20 protein-coding genes and 1 pseudogene are annotated in these 20337 nt (G+C 35.7%); 10 read left to right on the plus strand and 11 right to left on the minus strand.

Annotation, left to right across the window (positions count from 1 at the left end):
• Window position 1: 1 nt before the first annotated feature.
• Window positions 2-1300 carry a PQQ-dependent sugar dehydrogenase gene (locus R2Q94_RS05665; RefSeq protein ID WP_316820474.1) on the minus strand — a complete coding sequence of 433 codons (1299 nt, stop codon included), beginning with the start codon at window positions 1298-1300 and terminating at the stop codon, window positions 2-4.
• Window positions 1301-1354: 54 nt separating this feature from the next.
• Window positions 1355-3511 carry an alpha-galactosidase gene (locus R2Q94_RS05670; RefSeq protein WP_316820475.1) on the minus strand — a complete coding sequence of 719 codons (2157 nt, stop codon included), beginning with the start codon at window positions 3509-3511 and terminating at the stop codon, window positions 1355-1357.
• Window positions 3512-3837: 326 nt separating this feature from the next.
• Here R2Q94_RS05670 and R2Q94_RS05675 point away from each other — a divergent pair, with 326 nt between their 5' ends.
• The 3 genes from R2Q94_RS05675 to R2Q94_RS05685 all read left to right on the plus strand — a co-directional run bounded on the left by R2Q94_RS05675 (window position 3838) and on the right by R2Q94_RS05685 (window position 6887).
• The gene (locus R2Q94_RS05675; RefSeq protein WP_316820476.1) at window positions 3838-4755 is read left to right on the plus strand and encodes a WD40 repeat domain-containing protein; all 918 of its coding nucleotides are present in this window, start codon (window positions 3838-3840) and stop codon (window positions 4753-4755) included.
• 191 nt (window positions 4756-4946) lie between these two features.
• The gene (locus R2Q94_RS05680) at window positions 4947-5699 is read left to right on the plus strand and encodes an AraC family transcriptional regulator (protein WP_316820477.1); all 753 of its coding nucleotides are present in this window, start codon (window positions 4947-4949) and stop codon (window positions 5697-5699) included.
• Window positions 5700-5723: 24 nt separating this feature from the next.
• Window positions 5724-6887, plus strand: coding sequence for an NAD(P)/FAD-dependent oxidoreductase (locus R2Q94_RS05685; RefSeq protein ID WP_316820478.1), 1164 nt, complete (start codon window positions 5724-5726; stop codon window positions 6885-6887).
• A 171-nt stretch (window positions 6888-7058) separates the two neighbouring features.
• Here R2Q94_RS05685 and R2Q94_RS05690 read toward each other — a convergent pair whose 3' ends face one another.
• The 8 genes and pseudogenes from R2Q94_RS05690 to R2Q94_RS22165 form a co-directional block, all read right to left on the minus strand.
• A complete protein-coding gene (locus R2Q94_RS05690) occupies window positions 7059-7772 on the minus strand; it encodes a DUF6843 domain-containing protein (protein ID WP_316820479.1) in 714 nt (237 codons plus the stop codon).
• Between the two features lie 25 nt (window positions 7773-7797).
• Window positions 7798-9018, minus strand: coding sequence for a hypothetical protein (locus R2Q94_RS05695; protein WP_316820480.1), 1221 nt, complete (start codon window positions 9016-9018; stop codon window positions 7798-7800).
• A gap of 156 nt (window positions 9019-9174) precedes the next feature.
• Entirely contained in the window at window positions 9175-9927 is a 753-nt protein-coding gene (locus R2Q94_RS05700) for an ABC transporter ATP-binding protein (protein WP_316820481.1), read from the minus strand.
• Window positions 9924-10124 (minus strand): hypothetical protein, encoded by a 201-nt coding sequence (locus tag R2Q94_RS05705; RefSeq protein WP_316820482.1) that lies wholly within the window; start codon window positions 10122-10124, stop codon window positions 9924-9926. Before R2Q94_RS05705 ends, R2Q94_RS05700 begins: the two co-directional genes overlap by 4 nt.
• 549 nt (window positions 10125-10673) lie before the next feature.
• A complete protein-coding gene (locus R2Q94_RS05710; protein ID WP_316820483.1) occupies window positions 10674-11360 on the minus strand; it encodes an IS3 family transposase in 687 nt (228 codons plus the stop codon).
• Between the two features lie 4 nt (window positions 11361-11364).
• On the minus strand, window positions 11365-11562 hold the full coding sequence (locus R2Q94_RS22160) for an IS3 family transposase (protein ID WP_410478520.1): 198 nt from the start codon (window positions 11560-11562) through the stop codon (window positions 11365-11367).
• A 9-nt stretch (window positions 11563-11571) separates the two neighbouring features.
• Window positions 11572-12270: pseudogene (locus tag R2Q94_RS05715) on the minus strand (IS3 family transposase); the annotation flags it as partial.
• On the minus strand, window positions 12228-12491 hold the full coding sequence (locus R2Q94_RS22165; RefSeq protein WP_410478521.1) for a transposase: 264 nt from the start codon (window positions 12489-12491) through the stop codon (window positions 12228-12230). The pseudogene R2Q94_RS05715 and the gene R2Q94_RS22165, both read right to left, overlap by 43 nt.
• A 448-nt stretch (window positions 12492-12939) precedes the next feature.
• On the opposite strand from R2Q94_RS22165, the gene R2Q94_RS05720 reads away from it, so the two are divergent.
• The 6 genes from R2Q94_RS05720 (at window position 12940) to R2Q94_RS05740 (ending at window position 19466) form a co-directional block, all read left to right on the plus strand.
• The gene (locus R2Q94_RS05720; RefSeq protein ID WP_316820484.1) at window positions 12940-13134 is read left to right on the plus strand and encodes a hypothetical protein; all 195 of its coding nucleotides are present in this window, start codon (window positions 12940-12942) and stop codon (window positions 13132-13134) included.
• Between the two features lie 234 nt (window positions 13135-13368).
• The gene (locus R2Q94_RS22170; RefSeq protein WP_410478523.1) at window positions 13369-13893 is read left to right on the plus strand and encodes a type II CAAX prenyl endopeptidase Rce1 family protein; all 525 of its coding nucleotides are present in this window, start codon (window positions 13369-13371) and stop codon (window positions 13891-13893) included.
• Window positions 13890-15110, plus strand: coding sequence for a hypothetical protein (locus R2Q94_RS05725; RefSeq protein WP_316820485.1), 1221 nt, complete (start codon window positions 13890-13892; stop codon window positions 15108-15110). The genes R2Q94_RS22170 and R2Q94_RS05725 overlap by 4 nt, the downstream gene beginning before the upstream one ends.
• Window positions 15097-15966 carry a tetratricopeptide repeat protein gene (locus R2Q94_RS05730; protein ID WP_316820486.1) on the plus strand — a complete coding sequence of 290 codons (870 nt, stop codon included), beginning with the start codon at window positions 15097-15099 and terminating at the stop codon, window positions 15964-15966. Before R2Q94_RS05725 ends, R2Q94_RS05730 begins: the two co-directional genes overlap by 14 nt.
• Complete coding sequence (locus tag R2Q94_RS05735; protein WP_316820487.1) at window positions 15959-18163, plus strand: peptidase domain-containing ABC transporter; 2205 nt, start codon at window positions 15959-15961, stop codon at window positions 18161-18163. The genes R2Q94_RS05730 and R2Q94_RS05735 overlap by 8 nt, the downstream gene beginning before the upstream one ends.
• A 7-nt stretch (window positions 18164-18170) precedes the next feature.
• Window positions 18171-19466 carry an HlyD family secretion protein gene (locus R2Q94_RS05740; protein WP_316820488.1) on the plus strand — a complete coding sequence of 432 codons (1296 nt, stop codon included), beginning with the start codon at window positions 18171-18173 and terminating at the stop codon, window positions 19464-19466.
• A gap of 43 nt (window positions 19467-19509) precedes the next feature.
• Here R2Q94_RS05740 and R2Q94_RS05745 read toward each other — a convergent pair whose 3' ends face one another.
• Window positions 19510-19653, minus strand: coding sequence for a hypothetical protein (locus R2Q94_RS05745; RefSeq protein WP_316820489.1), 144 nt, complete (start codon window positions 19651-19653; stop codon window positions 19510-19512).
• Between the two features lie 257 nt (window positions 19654-19910).
• Here R2Q94_RS05745 and R2Q94_RS05750 point away from each other — a divergent pair, with 257 nt between their 5' ends.
• Window positions 19911-20231 (plus strand): hypothetical protein, encoded by a 321-nt coding sequence (locus tag R2Q94_RS05750; protein ID WP_316820490.1) that lies wholly within the window; start codon window positions 19911-19913, stop codon window positions 20229-20231.
• Window positions 20232-20337 lie beyond the last annotated feature (106 nt).

The following is a 20337-nucleotide window of genomic DNA, read 5'->3' on the forward strand; positions in this document are numbered from 1 at the left end:
TCTATTTATTAATATGATATCCAATTCTATAAACAGTTCCCTTAACATCATCTGTAACATATAATGAGCCATCTGGTCCCTGGGCTAAACCACAAGGTCTATGTAAGGCCTCTCTTGGCACCATTACCTCATTTAAACCAGAGAAACCATCAGCAAATACTTCCCATTCGCCAGCTGGTTTTCCGTCTTTAAATGGAACAAAAGCAACAAAATAACCAGCCTGTTTTTCTGGTGCTCTATTCCATGAGCCATGAAAAGCAACGAATGCACCATGCTTATATTTTTCAGGAAACATATTGCCTGTATAAAATAACAAGGCATTTGGTGCCATATGTGCCGGAAATGCCACTATAGGATTGATAAATTCTTTACTGCCTACTTTTTTTCCATCCCCGCCATATTCTGGGGCAAGGATATTTTTATTCTGGTAAGTATCATAATAAACATACGGCCAACCTGCATTATCTCCTTTTTTAATCATATACATCGCTTCAGCCGGAATCTCTGCAGATTGTTTGGTGTTAAATAGACTGGGCCATGAAGAGTTTAAATTGTCCCGGCCATGTTGCATCACATAAAGTGTATTGTTTTGTGTATTCCAATCCAAGCCCATTACATTTCTAATTCCTGTAGCATATCTTGAGCCGTCGGGATAAGATTGATTTAGCTGATTGGCCTTAAATTGCCATATTCCGCCGGCCGAATCTAAAATTGGACAACCAACTTTGCCTTTAGACTCCAATCCTCTATCATTTTCCTGACAAGAGTTAGTAGGGGCACCAATGTTTACATAGAGGTTATCCTCATTATCTAATACAATAGATTTGGTTTGATGTTGCCTGCCAGCTAATAATCCAGTAATTATTTTCTCTGGGTTTGCAGGATCAATGACGTGTTCGTTTTCATCTAATTGATAACGAAATACTTCTTTATCGGATGAGGCATATAAATAGCCATTCTTAATGGTAATACCGGTTCCACCGTAATTGCAAAAAGCAGTCTGAACTTCATATTTTCCATCTTTATCCTTATCCTGAAGAAACAAAATACCTTTTCCATCTACCACTTTCATGAGTTTAATATATATGCTACCATCCTTGGTAGTCACTATATGGCGTGCTTTACCCAAATTGTCTGCAACTTTACTGGCTCCAAAACCAACTGGCAACTTTAGTCCAGCGTTATCGGTATCGGGTTTAAATGGAGTAACATCATGCTCCTGTCTGTACATAAAGGAGAATGAAATGCTTACAACTACAAGGCAGGCAGTAAAAAGTGGTATAATGGTTGTTTTTTTCATTTTGTTGTTGAATTACTTTTAAAGTTTATTTTCTAACCATGTCCTTCTTCATGGCTAAATACTGGTGATTTCTAAAACAATACTACTTAAAGGTTTTAATTTAGCAGGGGAGACATTTAAACCAATGTTCATTAAGTAACTGCCACTATAAACCTTGCCATCTTCCGGGCTCTCGGCCTTAACACCGGGTACCAGATTAATTTCTTTAATCATGTACTCTTTACTGGCATCCAGGCCTTGTATTTTTACATTCCCAAAGATTTGTTTTTTTCTCAAATACAAATTGTAACTAAATAAAACAGCTTTGTTTTTTGCAGAATCGGCATACATTAACACAGCTCTATCCTCATCATAAGGAGAAACCAGACGATAAAGATCTCCAAACCAGATTACTTTATTTAGCCTGCCGTAGTTGGCCACTGCAGCCTTGCTAAAGTCAATTTCTTCAGGAGTCATTTTATCAACACTAATATCATAACCCAACTTGCTCATCATGGCAACATCAGTTCTAAATTTTAGCGTTTGTTTGCCCATAGAAGTTACATGGCTGGAAATGGTGTTAGCCGGGAAAAATTGAGAATAACCCCATTGAATAAATACCCTTTCTGCGGCATCGGTGTTGTCACTTGGCCAAAAGGAATCAAAATATTTAAGTGCGCCATAATCTGTTCTACCACCTCCTCCAGAACAAAGCATGATCGGCAAATGAGGATATTTAGCCCTTATCCTTTGCATGATTTTATAAAAACTCTCGGTGTAATCAATAAACATACGAGATTGATCTTTTCCTAAATATGGAGAGTAAGGATTTGTCATGAACCTGTTATTGTCCCATTTAATATAGGCGAGGTCAGGATTGTCAGTCATCATCTTATCTACCAGGTCAAATATAAACGCTTGAACTTTCGGATTTATTAAATCTAAAATCAACTGGTTACGTTGGTAACTTTCTGCTCTATTTGGTAGCTTTAAAACCCATTCAGGGTGTTTTTCATATAGTTCACTTTTAGGATTTATCATTTCTGGTTCTAACCAAATACCAAACTTGATCCCTTTTTTTGTAGCCTCTTTTACCAAATAACCAATTCCATCTGGTAATTTCTTAGGGTCTTCCTGCCAATCGCCCAGACCAGTTTTATCATCATTTCTCGGGTATTTATTGCCAAACCAGCCATCGTCTAACAAGAATAAATCAAGACCAAGTTTTTTTGATCCATCAAATAATTCTACCAATTTCTCTTGGTCAAACTTCACATGTGTGGCTTCCCAGTTGTTCAGTAAGATCATCCTCGATTTATTGCCATCCAAGACCCCGTATGCTCTTGCCCAGTTGTGTAAATTTCTACTGGCCTGACCTTTACCAGTTGCACTATAAGTAAAAACAAATTCTGGCGTAGTAAAATGTTCTCCTGCTTTCATTGTAAGTGTAGAAGCATAAGGGTTAATTCCAGAAATGATTCTTAATTTGTTAAGTCTGTCAACCTCAAATAAGAATTGAAAATTGCCTGTCCAGGCTATTGTCCCGGCAATTACTTCACCATCATTCTCTGTTGAAGATTGATTTGGAGACAGAAAAAATACCGGTGCCTGGTACATATTTGTTCTGCTCCCTAATTTGCTATCAATGATTTTGATACCACTGGTTAATTGACTTTCCTGCATGTCCATTTCCCGGGCGTAATCACCATGAAATTGAGTAAGGAAATAATTAGTCGCATCAAAATGTAGCATTGATGAGGCATAGTTATTTACCGTAATGCTGTTCTTTTCTTTATTGATGATCTCGGTAGAACTTGTTAAAACATTCGCGTTAAAGGCGGCCTTAAAGTGTAGTATGACCTCGGTTTGATAAACAGGGTCTTTTAAATAAATATCAGTTTGAGTAATGTCACCGTTAATTTTTTTAGTTTCTACCTTGGTAAACCTTAAGTCTAAGGATGGATTTCCATCTGCATGAACCACACGAATTGCTGGCTCAAAAACGTCTTCCATTCCAGCTCCAATATAGGCATCGTTTATGTTTCTTAGTTTGGCATAATTGGCTTTTGGTAATGATTTTCCAAGGTAGCGCTGATATAGTTTTCCATTAGTTTCCCCACTAAAAACCAAGCTGGTGTTTTGGGTTTCGATAATAATTACCTGGTTGTTTTGTGCCCATAAACAAGTGCTGCAAAACAGAGAAATGATAAAGAAAATGATTTTTAAATTCATGTTTTTTTTGTGATATGAATTAAGGAAATCATAGGAGTATTTGAATAGCCTTTATTATCCAGTTAGTCAATTATATTGGCAAGTTGAAATTGAAAAGCCCATGGTTTGTTCCAGGAGCTTTAAAGGCTAGTTTTTTCAATAATAACTATGAAGGATTCGGTGAGTAGGCTGATTTACCTATATCCATTGTCAAAAGGGGGCTAAGAATCCCCTGTAGGGGTGTAAAGGTTTTATTTACAAAGTTTACATTCTTATTTACAATCCAAATTATCCAGTCTGAAAGAGATCATAGTATTTTCGCTGTTATGATAAAATCTATTTTAATTATGTTTTTAGTCTTCTCAAGGCTTTTTACATTTTCACAAACTCCCTTACCCGAAAAAACTTACAAGGGTCTTAAAGAAGCCATTTATGGTATAGCACAATCATCAGATGGAAAATGGTTGCTTTCTGGTAGTGCTGATGACACAGCCATATTGTGGAACGAAAAAGGCGAGATCGTTAAACAAATGACGGGGCACCTTAGAAGTGTGAATGATGTGGCATTTTCACCAGATAACAAAAGATTTATTACTGCAGGAAGCGATGAAACTTTTGTGATATGGAGTATTAATGGGGATAGAATTAAAGTAGTTAAAGCCGATGAAATTTATGTAAAAACTGTGACCTATTCAAATAATGGAAGGTACATATTGAGTGGAGGAGGAGACAATACCGCCAAGCTATGGACTTCGGATGGGAAACTTATTAAAACTTTTAAAGGACATGCTTGTACGATATATCAGGCAAGCTTTTCGCCTGATGACAAAAAAATCGTGCTTGCCAGTTGCGATAACTCGGTTTCTATTTGGGATCTAAAAGGGAAGAAGTTAAAGACCTTAAAATACCATTCTAGCGGTGTTACTTCAGCAAGCTTTTCACCAGACGGACAGCAGATATTGACGGCCAGTTTTGATAAGCGGGTGGCTTTATGGAGTATAAAAGGTCAATTACTTAAATCTTTTAAAGCCCATAACGATGAAATAAATCAGGCACAATTTTCTAAAAATGGTAAATATATCCTTACAGGAAGTGAGGATGGTACAGCAAAATTGTGGCGGTTAAATGGACGTCTGGTGAGAACTTTTGCTGAAATTAATACAGTTGAATATACCAGTGCAACTTTTTCAGTGGATCAGAAGTTCGCGATAGTATCATCTAAAAATAATAGTATAAACTTTTATAGATTACCTGAGCTTAAATGATTCTCATTTGTTGAACAATCAATTTTGAAAGAAATATGAAAAATTGGTTGCAAGTATTTAATTGACTGTTGAGCTATTTACGTAGCTTTACAATGTTTGCAGATAAAAACCTAGCATTAAAATAAATCCCGAACGATAGTTACCATCACACGTGATCGGCATAAATCAAAACATCTTCTAAAATATAATTAATGAAGGATGTGCTTCTACATAAATTAACCAAACCAGACAGGTCGATTTCCGATTTTGTCTATTGCTTTTCGTCCATACAGAACCTTAATGACATTAGCGACGGTGTGATTATCCCTAACGGAAGAATTGACCTGACCTTTTACAAAACCTCGGATAACCAATTTCAAATTTCTCTTTTGGGACTGGAAACGAAGCCTAAGCTGACACCCAAGCAAGATATTTCCACTTTTTTTTCCATCAATTTCAATCCTCTTGCTGTAGAATATCTTCTGCATGAGTCCGTTGCAGATATTTTGGATAGCGGAAAAATAATGCCAATTGATTTCTGGGATTTTAATGCTGATGATCTAAACGACTTTGATTCATTTTGTGAGAAGGGGATAAGAAAAATCCAATCTCTTTTGCCTAAAAAAATTGATGGAAGAAAACGCAGGTTGTTCGAGCTTATTTTTGAAAGCAATGGTGAAATTTCCGTAAAGGAACTTTCGGAAAAGATATTTTGGAAAGCAAGGCAGATCAATGAATACTTCAATCAGCGTTTCGGAATTTCATTAAAGACCTATTGCAGTATCCTACGCTTCCAGGCTTCACTTTCCCACATCAAAGAGGGCAAATTGTTTCCACAACTCAACTATTACGACCAGTCCCACTTCATCAAGGAGATTAAAAAACTAGCTGGCGCATCACCCAAAGAGTTATTTAAAAATGAAAACCACCGTTTTTTACAATTTTTAGTTAACGATAAGGAGTAATTTTGCTGCATAATATATGAAATTATGCTACTACAAGATAAGAAAATCGCCATTGTTGGTGCTGGACCAGCTGGCTTAACTTTGGCTAGGCTGCTACAGATGAAAGATGCTAATGTTAAAGTTTATGAAAGGGATCTTAACAGAAATGTGCGTGTGCAAGGTTCTACCCTGGATCTTCACGAAGGCACAGGCCTTGAAGCTATACAACGGGCGGGACTGCTAGGTGAGTTTTATAAAAATCATCGTCCTGCGGCAAGCAAGATGCTTTTGGTAGATAGCTCGCTCAACATAAAATTTGATGACCATAATTTTGCGGACGTCACTGCAGAAACGCGCCCAGAAATCGACAGGGCTCCATTGCGAGATATGTTGCTGAACTCTCTATTCTCAGAAACGGTGGTTTGGGACAGCCATTTTGTTGGAATGGAAAAGCGTGGCAATGGTTGGCAACTGCATTTCAAAAATGGAACATCTGCCTATGCTGATCTGGTGATTGCAGCCGACGGTGCTAATTCCAAAATCCGTCCCTACATCAGCGATCTGAAGCCAATCTATTCGGGAGTCACGTTAATTGAAGGAAATATCTATGAGGCTGAAAAAAATTCCCCAAAGCTTTTTGAATTTGCAAATGGCGGCAAGGTAATGGCATTCGACAATGAACAATTTATTGGATATGGCTCAAAGGGCGACGGTTCCATTATGTTTGTTGCCTGTTTCAAATGTCCTGAAAACTGGCTTCGGGAAAGCGGTATTGATTTCAAAGATAAAGCGCAGGTATTGGCCTTCTTCAAAAAAGAGTTTGCCGGCTGGAGTGCAGAATGGCACGAATTCCTTACGAACGACGAGGTATACTTTACGCCCCGTCCACAATATTATTTTCCCTTCAACCAAATATGGGAAACACAGGAAAACCTTACCATGATAGGCGATTCGGCGCACCGTATGCCACCATTTGCTGGTGAAGGTGCTAATGTAGCAATGCAAGATTCGTTTGAATTGGCAGAAGTTTTGACTAGCGGTAAGTTTAGAGACATTAAAACTGCCATTGCCCATTTTGAAAAAGATATGGTGGCAAGGGGAGCAGCAGCCACGCAAGAAACCATGGAAAATACAGAAAGAATGTTCTCCGAAACAGCATTGGAACAAATGGTTTCATTTTTTAATAGTGTGCCCGATAGTATCTACTAGTGAGCCACCTATAATACAATTGGAGAGTGAGAAGTGGTTCATAATTAAAGTAAAATGAGTAAATACGCGAAATAAATCAATGCAAAGAACAAAAGCAAGCCCTAGGTAAGGTCCTGTTCAATCATTTAAAGTCTAACAATGGGTGAATCTGTATTGTTGTAATAAATATAACTAGTGTCTACTTTGAATTAACCTTAAACTATCAATCTTTTTTTTCGGTAAAAAGTTCCAAACCTTTGTGTCTTTGTATTTTCCCACCGTAAATACTGTGTTGTTCTTTCTGGATTCAAAATCATATTGTGATTCTGGTGTAAAAACAGCCAAACTGTCTCTGGACGGTTCAGTTTTGGGTGGATTAACAACCCATTTTTCAATATAGCTTCTATAGTCTAAAATACCTAGTTCCTTTAAATTTCCTTCTTTGTCTGCCTGATAAAAACTTCTTTTATTAATCCCTGAATTTTGATGGAACTTAGTAAATAAAACTCCTGATTTCGGGATCCTATACACCCTAAAGAAGAAATCATATTCTTTGTTTTCTCCAAATTTTGGATCAGTAATTATATAAACTACTCCACTAAAATCACTAGGGATGATAAATTTTTCAAAGTAAAGCACATTTATGATGATGCCAGATACAAAAAGCATTGGAGATAGAGACAGTAATTTTAAATACCATTTTTTTCTTGATAAAAGCATTAGAATTGTTCCAATGATAAAAAACGCAATAGCAAAGCCCATTAACCAAAAGGTTAAAAAGCAGAATAAACCCAGTAATTGGCAACTTACTCCTCCTATAAATAGCGTGTTTTTATTGTCCTTGTCCATTTTAGCATTAATTAAAAACATCTTTATTGCATTGTAATTTTTTAGTTGATTAATCATAATATCAATTAATTTATATTGGGCGTTATTTAGCAGAAAGCATACTATGTTTTAATATAATAAGGTGATGAACAAATGAACCTTTTATATATTTATAAAGTATGGTTGATACAATTAGCATAGCAACTAAAACAATGAAAATTAGGCTGTTATTTTGATAATATACACCGATTAATAATCCAGGAATGATATTGAAAAAGGCATAAACCTTAGATGTTTTAACTCTAAAATTTGAAAAATTTAAAGCCACATCAGAAGAAGAATATTTGCGGAATGAGCTTATTAATCCCATTACAGAACTATAAATCGCAAATACACTATAGATGAGGAAAAGCTTCCAGGAAAGCATTCCAAATAAGATAAAAACTAGAAGTACACATGTAAAATCGATTAGAACAATTGGGACTAAAAAGGTTAGATATATTCTTAAATGGCCCTCAAAAGTATTCCCACTAACGATGTTATTCAGTTCAACAGGGAATAAATAACCCCATAAGTTATTATATACATAAGTGAAAGGTATTATAGGCAAAACTAATAGCAAAAAGAAAGGCGCTTTTAATAAGATATACCCAATTTCATATTGTTTTAAAATGAGGATAAAGAAGAGAAGAAAAATAACTTTTATCAAAAATGCGATTAATAAAACAACTCTAATATTGGAATTGTTAAAAATTATCTTAAGTATTAAGTTTTTCTTAAAAAAGGAATTTATACTACTTATTAAAGATTGTTGATTGGAATTACCTTCCAATGGTATTTTTCTTTCATAAAGCATAAAGAACATGCATGTTAACCCAATTATTAACGTATTTACTATTATATAGACGCCAAATTGCTTATTAACAAAAATTATATTATCATAATAACTCAGCATTACAAGTAACATTATTAGGAAAGTGGTTACCACACTTAAATAAACATACTTGTCCCATGAAAGGGCGTTTATCAAATTTTCTGCAAATAACAATCCAAGAAACCAACAGTATACGAGAAGAGAACTGTCAAAAAATGATAACTTATCGCTAAATCCAATTAACACGGATACAAAAATAAAAAGTACCCAGTACGTTGTGGTTGTCAAGCAAACAGCAAAAAAGTCTACACATGCCATTTTCAGACTACTTATTGGATAATTTGCGCCAACAAGACATTTCTTCAAAGTAACTGAAGGGAAAAATTTCAAAATTATTGGTGTTATCAATACCAATAATTCAACACTGATAATTAATATCCTTGCAGTCATTTTATTATTAAAAAAAAAATGATCATAAATCTGGGCGACACCTATGCCGTAAATTAGCGTAATGAAGCACATAAAAGAAAGCCAAAATATTGATTTTAAATTATTCTTACTGAAAAAATTTGATATTCGCCTCTTTAATAAAAAAACAATCATAGTTTAGATTAATGTATTTAATAATAATGAAGTTCCTTCCTTTTGTTTTAAGTATTTTAACAACTCTTCGTTTATACTGCCTGTATTATTTTTAAACGCCGAAATCGTATCATCATAAACCAACTGAGACCCACTTAAAACACCAATGTGGGTTGCTATTTTATCAACGTACAACAAATCATGCGATGACACTACAATAACTCTACTACAGTTTTTATAGGCATTTAGAAACTCACATAGTTTACTTGATGCCAAAGGATCGAGATTAGCAAAAGGCTCGTCAAGTAATAAGAAATTAGGTTTATGCAGCACTGCAGCGCATACGGCTAATTTTTTTTTCATCCCGCTTGAATAGTTTGAACATGGTAAACTTAAATCTTCATGGCTATCGAAAAAAAAATTCAATAGATTTGAAGATTGTATAGCAATGGTCTCCTTATGGAGTCCATATAGCAATCCGATCCAATGCAAATAATCTGAGGCATTTAACTCATGAATCAATTGGTCATATTGACTCAAAAGACCAGTTTGTTTTTTAATGAGTATTTCGCTTTCCTTATAGTTATGGTCATTTATATATATGTCACCGCTTGTTGCTTCAATCAAATCTGACAACAGGTTGATTAATGTGCTTTTTCCAGCGCCGTTTCTGCCTAGTAAGCAATATACGGTTCCCCCGGTGCATTTTAGATCTACCTTGTCAAGGACAATGTTTTCTCCATACTTTTTAGTCAGCCCACTAATAGTTAACTTCATTTTTTAAATTTTACTTTTATATTTTGGTCTTTTTTTAAATTATAAAATCCTATCATAAAAAAGCCAATCATAGCAAAAAAAAACAAACTGGCTTTAAGTGAAAATGTCTCATTCTTATGGTAAGCATTATAGGCTAACCCTCCAGAAACTCCTGATAGAATGAATTTTAAGTAGATATCTAAAAATTTATTACTCATAGTTCTATTGATTTGATATGCATGGGAGCATATTTTGCTCCCAAAGCATCAGCAATTAACAGACCTACACAGTGGTAGCTGACAAAATACCTACACCAAAACCAACACCAGCAGTGAAATTTCCCCATTGAAATCCACCTTCAATTAACTCCATTCCTTCAATTGTTAAGCTTTTCATGTTTCTTTCGTTTAAAAGTTGATAAATGATTTATGATTCCGCATATGCGGCAGAACAAAGTATCGCGGTGTAGTATATCAATTCAATACCTCCACCTAATACGCCAACAACACTTTAACCGCAGTCAAAAGCTGCAAGGCTAATTCCGCCCTCAATTATATCCATTTCTGATTATTCTAACTATTTAATAATTAAATAGTGATTAATAAATGAAAAATTTAATATAATGATATTTATTCGTTAATTAGCATTCATATAAGTAATATACAACAGTATATTGATTTATAATAAAATAAATTCTTTATTTATTAGTTTAATCTGAATTTCTATTTAATGGCGTTTGGAATTGCAACAATAAAGTAGACATTCGGTTAAGCTGCAATATTTTGTTTGTTTAAGTTTCTTCCAAATTCTTCTGGGGACAAGTATCCCACTGCAGAATGTAGTCTTTTGCGGTTATACCAAGTTTCAATATATTCAAAAACAATGCGCGCTGCTTGGTCTTTGTCGGTGAACTTATGATGATATATACATTCGGCTTTAAGCGTCTTAAAGAAGCTTTCTGCCACTGCGTTGTCCCAGCAATTACCTTTTCTGCTCATGCTCCTGATGATTAATGGATTTTTTTCCAGTAACCATCGAAATTCATTACAGGCGTATTGAACTCCACGGTCGGAATGGAAAATGAGCTCCTGAGTAACCGGTCGCCTGGATTGTGCCATTTTAAAGGCCGGGATTACCGTATCATTTACTTTCATCGTCGTGCTTAATGCCCAGCCTATGATTTTTCTATCTCCAAGATCTATCGCCGTTGTCAGGTATAGCCAGCCTTGCCTGGTCCTGATATAAGTAATGTCGGATACCCATACAGCACCCAATATTCCTGGTTTAAAATTACGATCCAATACATTATCCGGCACAGGAAATTTATGACTGGAGTCTGTTGTAACCTTAAACTTCTTCTTCACAATGCTTCTCAGCTTTGCTTTTCTCATGATTCTGGCAACTCTTGGCCTGGATACTTTAATTGCCTGGAATTGCAACAATAAAGTAGACATTCGGTTAAGCTGCAATATTTTGTTTGTTTAAATTTCTTCCAAATTCCTCTGGGGACAAGTATCCCAAGGCAGAATGTAGTCTTTTACGGTTATACCATGTTTCAATATATTCGAAAACGATTCGGGCTGCCTGCTCTTTATCAGTAAACTTGTGCTGATAAACACATTCAGCTTTTAGTGTCTTAAAGAAGCTCTCTGCCACTGCATTGTCTCAGCAATTGCCTTTTCTGCTCATGCTCCTGATGATCAAAGGATTTGTTTCTAATAACTCCCGGAATTCATTGCAGGCATATTGAACTCCACGATCAGAATGAAAAATAAGCTCCTGAGTAACCGGTCGTCTTGATTGTGCCATTTTAAAGTCAGGGATTACCGTGTCATTTGCTTTCATTGTTGTGCTTAACGCCCAGCCGATGATTTTTCTATCACCCAGATCGATCACCGTTGTCAGATAAAGCCAGCCTTGCCGAGTCCTGATATAGGTAATGTCTGATATCCATAGAGCACCCAATATTCCTGGCTTAAAATCACGATCTAATACATTACCAGGCACAGAAAATTTATGACTAGAGTCTGTTGTAACTTTAAATTTCTTCTTCACAATGCTTCTCAGCTTTGCTTTTCGCATGATCCTGGCAACCCTTGGCCTGGAAATCCTAATCGCTTTTTTACGGAGCTCCAAGGTAATTCTGGGACTGCCATATATCTTTTTGCTGTTTTCAAAAGCCTGTAACACCTCAGCTTCAATCATTTGATTTTCAATACTTCTATTCGATGGACTACTGATGGTCCATTTGTAAAATCCAGCTCTACTTACTCTAAATACTGAACACATCTTCCTAACTAAAAATATCTTGCTACGATTCTTTATGAACCTGAATATTTGTTGTCGCCCTTGGAGAAGATGCTGATAGCCTTTTTTAAAATGTCACGCTCCATCTGTGTTTCTCGTAATTCTTTCTTCAGTAGAGCTAGTTCTTGCTCTGCTGCGCTGAGAATAACTTTGCCGTTCCCAGGAAAGCTACTACCTTGTTTACTCGAAAATTCTTTCCGCCAGCGGTACAACAACGCAGGACTAACATGGTGTCCACTCAAATGTAGCAACTCCAGTATACATTTATAATAAACCAATAGTACATAAAAAGCCTATAATAAAATTTTTTTACAAATAAAGACACTGATAGTTATAAAAAAAATATTTCATGGAATTTAAATATATATTTTTATTGATATTTAAATTATTTTTACAATATTGCGAAATACAATAAGACGAACAATATTTTAAATTAACTCTCGTAAACCGCCGCTTATAAATAAATTACGCATCTACTCAAATCCATTCTTATTTCCTGTTTTTTATATTGTTAAACAATAGGTATTAAAGTGGTATTAAAACTTTAGGACATTTTATAGTTTAGTAAATATCAAATTATCCCCTAAAATCGCATATAAATAATCAATTTATACGCTTAAGTGTAGCGTATAGGATTTTTATTGACTTAATAATACAAAAATAAACCGCCGAACAACCATCCCATGGCGTTAAGACAGGGAAGGATTATAATTAATCATTAAAAAAATGGTACAAACAAAAAAATTATCATTAGCTGATTTAAAAGTAAAGGCTAGTACGATTGAAAGCAGCGATGTTTTAGAGAAAATCCAAGGTGGCATGGCATCTGATTGCCATAGCCCAAAAGGCTTTTGGGATAGCGTTAAATCTTACCTTAAGCAATGTGTTGATGCGCCAGATATTCATCCAATGACTTGGTAATAGGCTATCTAATAGTTGGGGCCGATCAAATAATCGCCTCAACTATTATAATTTATAATTATGAGGCCGATAAAAAAATATATCGCATTTATTCTTCATCCTTCCAGTTCGGATGTGGATCGTCAATCTTTTGCAGTAAAAATACAATCGATAATTATCCTGCTAATATTTCATGTATTAATTATAATTATACTATCGGTACTTAATTCATTACTGATTCATTATGGGTTAATAATGCCCATAACAAACACCAGCAGCTGGAATAGTGTTCAAAGTCGCATATTGTTACTACTTCCGTTAGTACTGGGACCAATTCTTGAGGAAATTTCCTTTCGATTGTGGATTGGAAACGCTAAGTACATTCCTATCTCATTTACTGTTGGTTTTTTAGTTGTCAACCTGTTTATCCGGGGATTTATTTCTATAGGCTCACTTATTCAGAACGTTCCATTTCTGGCTTCATCAGCTATAATTTATGTATTTTTAACTTTTTTAATTAAAAGGAGTCCAATTAAAGTGCAACAGGTAAATCTATATCCCAGAGTCAGCATTTTTATATCAGCTATCTTATTTGGGTTTATACATATTACCCATTTTATCATATCAAAAAATGTAATTCTTTTAAGTCCGATTATAATAATGCCCTTCCTGATAATGGGTATCTTATACGGATATATCAGGGTGAAATTTGGATTTGGTTACGCCATTGCAACGCATGTATTATATAACGTTTTAGCAATCATTAATATTTTTTTATGACCACAAGTTTTACAAATTATCAACAAGCTACTATAACAGAGAGGTTCCAGGCGATTATCGATAACATCAAACTCTTATTATATAAGTCAAATGAAGATATATTTGATCAAATAGATTTCGATGATGATTTCATTTATAGTGAACCTATGCTATTTGCATTTTTCAATTCAAAGGACAAAGATGTAAATGATTTGAATTTGATTTTGTTTGGTTACAGGATTGGTGAAGAGAATAATTTAATCAAAATAACTTCAGATAGATATGGTAGGATTTACCTTCCTAATATAGGATGGTTAGTTACAGAATCTCCCAATACCGCATTTTCATTACTCGGTAGTCCTAAATCAATCACTTTATTAAATGGTGAATATAAAACAAATTTCAAGCTAGATGCTCTCGAATATATAGGTGATACTGGTATAGAATTACTGAAATATCCCATACCTCTTCTTAAGCAATTTTATTATGATTCAAAAAATAATCCCGTTGAAGTTGAAATTGACGAGATATCAAAAAAGCATAAGAGAAATTTAGAACAAGCTTACTATTTAATCAAAACGCACTCACCCGAACATTATAAAATTATATGTAGTGTCGTACAGAAATGCGTTGTGTTTAATGTGAACTCTGCATTAAGAAATTCATTTGCTACGCTCTCCGCTCAGGGAATATCTTTTTTTAATGCCTATCAGGAGGATTATAACGAGGTGTTTTTTGTGGATGATATCGCCCATCAAACGGGCCATCTGATTTTCAATGTTCTTATTTATGAGGTTGAAAAATTCATAAATGTCAGTCCGGATCTTGTTCTTGATTCAGTTGTACTCGCTGACGGTAGCCTGGAAACGAGAAATATTTATATTATATTCCACGCTCTTTATACCTATTATGCAATATTTACATGCCTGAATGCCTGTCTGGCGGTTGGTGCTTTTTCCGGGCACAAAAAACATGAGGCTGTGGGACGTATGTCATTTTATATCCGCAAATGCTATTCAGATCTAGGGCTCATCGAAAGACCTAAAGAAGAAAACTATACAGTTGATAAGTTATTTACACGAGAAGGGCTTGTTATCTACAATGAAATAAAGAATTTTTTTATAGAGATAACAAAAGAATGGGGACCTCAAGTCAAAAACTTAGAGTTGAGTAATCAGACATATAATTTTAATTATTCCATTTTCTTAGCATCCAATCCTTTAGATGAACAATCTTAAAACATTATCTATCCTGCTTATATTCCTGACGATACAAGCTTGTGCCCAGAATAAAAATGAACCTGCAAAGCATCCAACAAAAACTGTCTCACAACAGGATTCCACCAAACTGAAAAGATACACGAAGGAAATTGAGATGTCACCCTTGTATTCGGTCAAAAGACAAAAGTACCTGGATAGTGTTTTGTCGATTATTCCGACCAGTGCTTACGCATGGCAACAAAAAGCAATGCCGCTTTTTAAACAAAAAAAATACGAAATCGGAATGGCTTATCTTGACAGTGCAGTGAAATATGATAAGACCGATCACTACCTAGAATACCGGGCTTTTATCAAGTGTATATTCCAGAAAAGCTACCAAGCTTCGATCAGGGATTTTGATGCTGCCCAAAAAATAAAAGGCAATTCTTATGTAATGGATCACACCTATGAATTCTATAAAGGGCTGTGCTATCTGCAACTTAATAAATTCGATACTGCGGAAAAATTATTTACCCGGAGCATCAATGAAGACAGAACAAAGATGGGTGCAAAGTGGGTCAATTGCTCCACGCTTTTTTATCAGGGAATATGTTTTTTTGAACAGGGTGATTATTTACTGGCAACCAAAAGCTTTGACGAAGCATTATTGAAATATAGTCACTTTACGGATGCAAAATATTATAAAGCAGTGTGCCTGGCTAACACCGGCAGAAAAAAAGAGGCTTTAGAAATCATTAAAGAAGCGGAATTAGATTTTAAAACAGGCTATACCATTCCCGAAACCAATGCGATGTATGAAGTGTATCCCTATCAGGTCAATAAATATACATTACAATATTACAGAGAAGAATTGGAGGGTTTGAAGAATGAATAATAAATTTCCATTTTTTAAGCAGTTGGATGAAATGGACTGCGGTCCCACTTGTTTAAGAATGGTCTCTAGTTATTATGGTAAAAGTATCACTGGCGAAGCATTACGGGAAAAGGCATTCATTACTCGTGAAGGGGTTAATATTGCTGGCATATCGCAGGCTGCGGAATCCATTGGATTACAGAGCCTGGCAATACACTCCACCTATCAGATGCTTGCCGAAGATGTGCCATTACCATGTATCATTCACTGGAGAGAACGTCATTTTGTGGTGGTCTACAAAATTGACAAAAAGTATATTACTGTGGCAGATCCGGCGTTTGGACTAATCAGGTACACCAGAGACGAATTTATAAAAGGGTGGATTTCACCGAGCGGCATCATTAAGGACGATGATGAAGGGATATTGCTTGTACTGGAGCCTACTTCAGAGTTTCATGAAGACGAAGAAAGTCAGGGCAAAAAGAACACCTTTAAGTTTTTAATCCCTTTCATACGTCCGTATAGGAGATTGATTGCCCAGCTGATTATCGGGCTATTTATCGGTAGTTTAATACAGCTTATACTCCCTTTTTTAACCCAATCTATTGTTGATGTTGGTATCAGCCAGAGCAATCTCAATTTCATTAACCTGGTTTTAATCGGGCAGCTGATTCTGTTCTTTGCCCAGACAACGACTACAGCAATAAGAAGCTGGCTGTTGCTGCATGTTACGAGTCGGATAAATATATCGCTGCTTGGTAATTTTCTCATCAAACTGATGAAATTACCTATAGCATTTTTTGATACCAAATCAACCGGTGATTTATTGCAGCGCATACAGGACAATGCCAGAATACAGAGTTTTTTGTCAACAGCATCTTTAAATATTCTTTTTTCAGCACTTAATATTCTGGTTTTCGGTGGCGTGCTATTCTATTATAGCACTACTATTTTTCTCGTTTTTCTTGGCTGTACCGTTATAAATTTTATATGGGTGTATTCTTTCATGAAAAAGCGCGCCGCGCTCGATTTTAAAAGATTCGATCAGGCTTCAGGTAACCAGAGCAGCACCATGCAATTATTAAACGGAATGCAGGAAATTAAATTGAATAACTCAGAAAAGCGCAGGAGATGGGAGTGGGAATTGATACAGGTTAAGTTATTCAAGCTCTCTATTAAAAGCTTGACTTTAAATCAGCTGCAGGATATAGGTGGCGGTTTTGTTATACAGTTAATGGGTTTTCTGGTTACTTACCTGGCGGCTAAGGAGGTGATTGCGGGCAATTTCACACTAGGGGTAATGCTGTCAATACAATATATTATCGGCCAGTTAAATGCACCTGTGAGTAGCTTCACCGGGTTTATCCAGGCGTATCAGGATGCACTCATAAGTCTTGAAAGACTTGGAGAGATACACAATAAAGAAAATGAGACGGGGCGTAATGAGGATGAACTCGACGTGCTACCCTTATCTAAGGAGATTTCTTTTAAGGGAGTAAATTTCAGATATGGATCTGCTACAAGTCCCTTGGTACTGGATAATATCAATCTTACCATCCCCGAGGGCAAAGTAACTGCTATTGTTGGGGCAAGCGGGAGCGGAAAAACGACGTTGCTAAAACTCATCTTGAAATTTTATAGCCCTACAGAAGGCATTATAAGAGTAGGTCAACAGAACATCAATAATTTTAATAGTGACTTCTGGCGAAAAAATATTGGCGTAGTCATGCAAGAGGGATACCTCTTTGCTGATACCATTGCCAGAAATATATCAGAATCTGATTCGGATGGGATTTTGGACAAGGAGAAACTGAGAAAAGCCGTACAGACTGCCAACATCGAGGAGTTTGTAGAAAGCCTGCCCAGGGGATTTAAGACCCGCCTTGGTTCCAGCGGGATCGGTGTAAGCGGTGGACAGCGCCAGCGGATATTTATTGCCCGAGCAGTTTATAAGAATTCTCCCTACTTGTTGTTTGATGAGGCAACAAGTTCTTTAGATGCTAATAACGAACGGGTAATTATGGAACGCCTGGAAGAATATTATACTAACAGAACTGTTGTAGTAGTCGCTCACCGGCTTAGTACCGTTATCAATGCCGATCAGATTATCGTCATGGATAAAGGCAGAATAATCGAACAGGGCACCCATAATGAGCTTTCAAAGTTAAGGGGTAGTTATTACACACTAATTAAAAATCAGCTAGAATTAGGACAATAAACAGCGTATGGAAAAATTATCTAAAATCTATGAACTCAATGATGAGGACGAACCGATCAGGGAGATACTTGGCAAAGTCCCATCCTGGATCATAAGATGGGGCAACTCGCTTATTCTATTGTTTTTTATAAGTCTTCTGGCAATATCCATCATCATTAAATACCCGGAAAGTATCTATTCCAAGGCGAAACTTGTATCGGTTAATGCGCCAAAGCCCATTATTGCAAAGTTGACCGGGAAGCTGACACAGATCAATTTCAAGGAAGATGCCATGATTAAAAAGGGAGATATTATCGGCTTTGTAGAAAGTGTTGCCAATCGTAACCAAGTGCTCGACATGTTTCAGCAGATCAAGCAACTCAGGAAAGCGCTCGATTCAGATAATCCGTTGAATTTCGAAGGGACCTTATCTGAGATATCTCATAATGAACTCGGGGAGTTACAACAGTCCTTTCAAACTTTTTCACAGGCCTATCTTGCCTATAAAAATTATATTCCCGGTGCATTTTACGATATTAAAAAAAAGATGCTTCTTGCTGATATGGGCAATCTGAATAGTTCAGAAGTCAATTTACAAAAGGAGAAATTTTTGCTGCAACAGGACTTAGCACTTTCTAAAACAAATTTTGACGTTAATGAAAGTTTGAGACAGAAGAGGATTATAAGCGAACTCGAATATCGAACAGAAAAAAGCAAGATGATTAACAAGCTGATTTCTGTTCCGCAGATTGATGCGTCTATCTTAAGCACTAAAAGTTTAAAAAGCGAGAAACAGAAAGAAATTTTAGAGCTGGAAAATACAATTACTACGCAGAAATTTCATTTTAGTGAGGCGCTAAGCACCTTTAATAGTCAGATAGAAGACTGGATCAAAAAGTATGCATTGGTCGCTCCGATTGAAGGAGTTGTTAGTTATAAAAATTTCATTCAGGTTAATCAACAGGTTCAGATGGGACAGGTGATCTGTTATATAAATCCACCGAGCAGCCAATATTATGCAGAAATGTATATACCACAATCCAATTTTGGGAAAGTTAAGTTAGGGCAAAAAGTATTACTGAAGTTTCCATCATACCCATATCAGGAATACGGTGTAGTTGAAGGTCGGGTTAACTTTATTTCCAGAATCGGCGTTGACAGTGGTTATTTATCCAAAGTTACATTCACCAATAATTTAGTGACCACATACAATAAAAAAATCCTGTATAAGGATGGCATGATTGCGAACACAGAAATTATTACTAAGGATATGAGACTGATAGAGCGATTTTATTACAATATAATAAAGTTTGTGAAACGATAATTAAATGGCAGCGTAAATGTAATTGGTGGTAAAAAGCAAATGATCAGATCGGCCGGAAATTCTTCGTTTTCAGTTGCTGATCTTCATTCACAATTTGCCAGTCTTGGGCTGCAAAGTCCAATTTGCTGAAATCTTCCATTACCTTCTTAGAGGTTAAACTTCTTGTTTCTACAATAGGTGGGTTCATATTGCTCCTTTTGGGAGCAATATGAAAATATCATATGTAGCCTAATAAGATACATTGGTATATCCTATAAAATCAAGAAGAAACTTGTTATATAATTAAGGTTATTAATAGCATGAGATTCAGAAATATACAAAATTAATTTTATTTTTTAAAAATTAAAGAAATATTTTTTTCTATTATTTAAATCGATCTTAAAAGGTAAAATCTATTACCTATTTTTGTTATAAGCCCCCTTTATAGCCCAAACAATTTTGAACATGAAAAATACCCTAGAATTTTTAGCGGATGTAAGAGATAGACTCGAACATGTTCCTTATGAACAAGTTTTTCAGGCTATTGCGGATATGGGTGACAAATTCCTACCAAGAGCAATCATAAAAAAGGTTGTCTACATTGATCGGGTTCGCGTTCATAGAAAATTAACCGACGTTTTCTATAAAGAAAACGATGTAAGCTGCATACACGACAAGAACATCATTACGTGTTATGTCAGTTTTGGCAGGGCTAATAAAGAAAAGCAGGCAAGTCAGTGTTCTAAGGATCGGTTGAATCGCCTGAAATTAAACAGCCTCGAATAGCGGTGTCGAAATGACACCGAAAGAGAAATGTGAGCAAAATATTCATCTCACAATCCAAAAACCAAAATGCGAAACTCAGGTCGATAAATTAACCTTAAATGCAGAC

Source organism: Pedobacter gandavensis (assembly GCF_032678465.1).
GTDB lineage: Bacteria > Bacteroidota > Bacteroidia > Sphingobacteriales > Sphingobacteriaceae > Pedobacter > Pedobacter gandavensis_B.

Coding starts and splice junctions, on each gene's coding strand:
- R2Q94_RS05665 (WP_316820474.1), bottom strand. CDS start 1,300: ATGAAAAAAACAACCATTATACCACTTTTTACTGCCTGCCTTGTAGTT.
- R2Q94_RS05670 (WP_316820475.1), bottom strand. CDS start 3,511: ATGAATTTAAAAATCATTTTCTTTATCATTTCTCTGTTTTGCAGCACT.
- R2Q94_RS05675 (WP_316820476.1), top strand. CDS start 3,838: ATGTTTTTAGTCTTCTCAAGGCTTTTTACATTTTCACAAACTCCCTTA.
- R2Q94_RS05680 (WP_316820477.1), top strand. CDS start 4,947: ATGAAGGATGTGCTTCTACATAAATTAACCAAACCAGACAGGTCGATT.
- R2Q94_RS05685 (WP_316820478.1), top strand. CDS start 5,724: ATGCTACTACAAGATAAGAAAATCGCCATTGTTGGTGCTGGACCAGCT.
- R2Q94_RS05690 (WP_316820479.1), bottom strand. CDS start 7,772: ATGATTAATCAACTAAAAAATTACAATGCAATAAAGATGTTTTTAATT.
- R2Q94_RS05695 (WP_316820480.1), bottom strand. CDS start 9,018: ATGACTGCAAGGATATTAATTATCAGTGTTGAATTATTGGTATTGATA.
- R2Q94_RS05700 (WP_316820481.1), bottom strand. CDS start 9,927: ATGAAGTTAACTATTAGTGGGCTGACTAAAAAGTATGGAGAAAACATT.
- R2Q94_RS05705 (WP_316820482.1), bottom strand. CDS start 10,124: ATGAGTAATAAATTTTTAGATATCTACTTAAAATTCATTCTATCAGGA.
- R2Q94_RS05710 (WP_316820483.1), bottom strand. CDS start 11,360: ATGTCTACTTTATTGTTGCAATTCCAGGCAATTAAAGTATCCAGGCCA.
- R2Q94_RS05720 (WP_316820484.1), top strand. CDS start 12,940: ATGGTACAAACAAAAAAATTATCATTAGCTGATTTAAAAGTAAAGGCT.
- R2Q94_RS22170 (WP_410478523.1), top strand. CDS start 13,369: ATGCCCATAACAAACACCAGCAGCTGGAATAGTGTTCAAAGTCGCATA.
- R2Q94_RS05725 (WP_316820485.1), top strand. CDS start 13,890: ATGACCACAAGTTTTACAAATTATCAACAAGCTACTATAACAGAGAGG.
- R2Q94_RS05730 (WP_316820486.1), top strand. CDS start 15,097: ATGAACAATCTTAAAACATTATCTATCCTGCTTATATTCCTGACGATA.
- R2Q94_RS05735 (WP_316820487.1), top strand. CDS start 15,959: ATGAATAATAAATTTCCATTTTTTAAGCAGTTGGATGAAATGGACTGC.
- R2Q94_RS05740 (WP_316820488.1), top strand. CDS start 18,171: ATGGAAAAATTATCTAAAATCTATGAACTCAATGATGAGGACGAACCG.
- R2Q94_RS05745 (WP_316820489.1), bottom strand. CDS start 19,653: ATGAACCCACCTATTGTAGAAACAAGAAGTTTAACCTCTAAGAAGGTA.
- R2Q94_RS05750 (WP_316820490.1), top strand. CDS start 19,911: ATGAAAAATACCCTAGAATTTTTAGCGGATGTAAGAGATAGACTCGAA.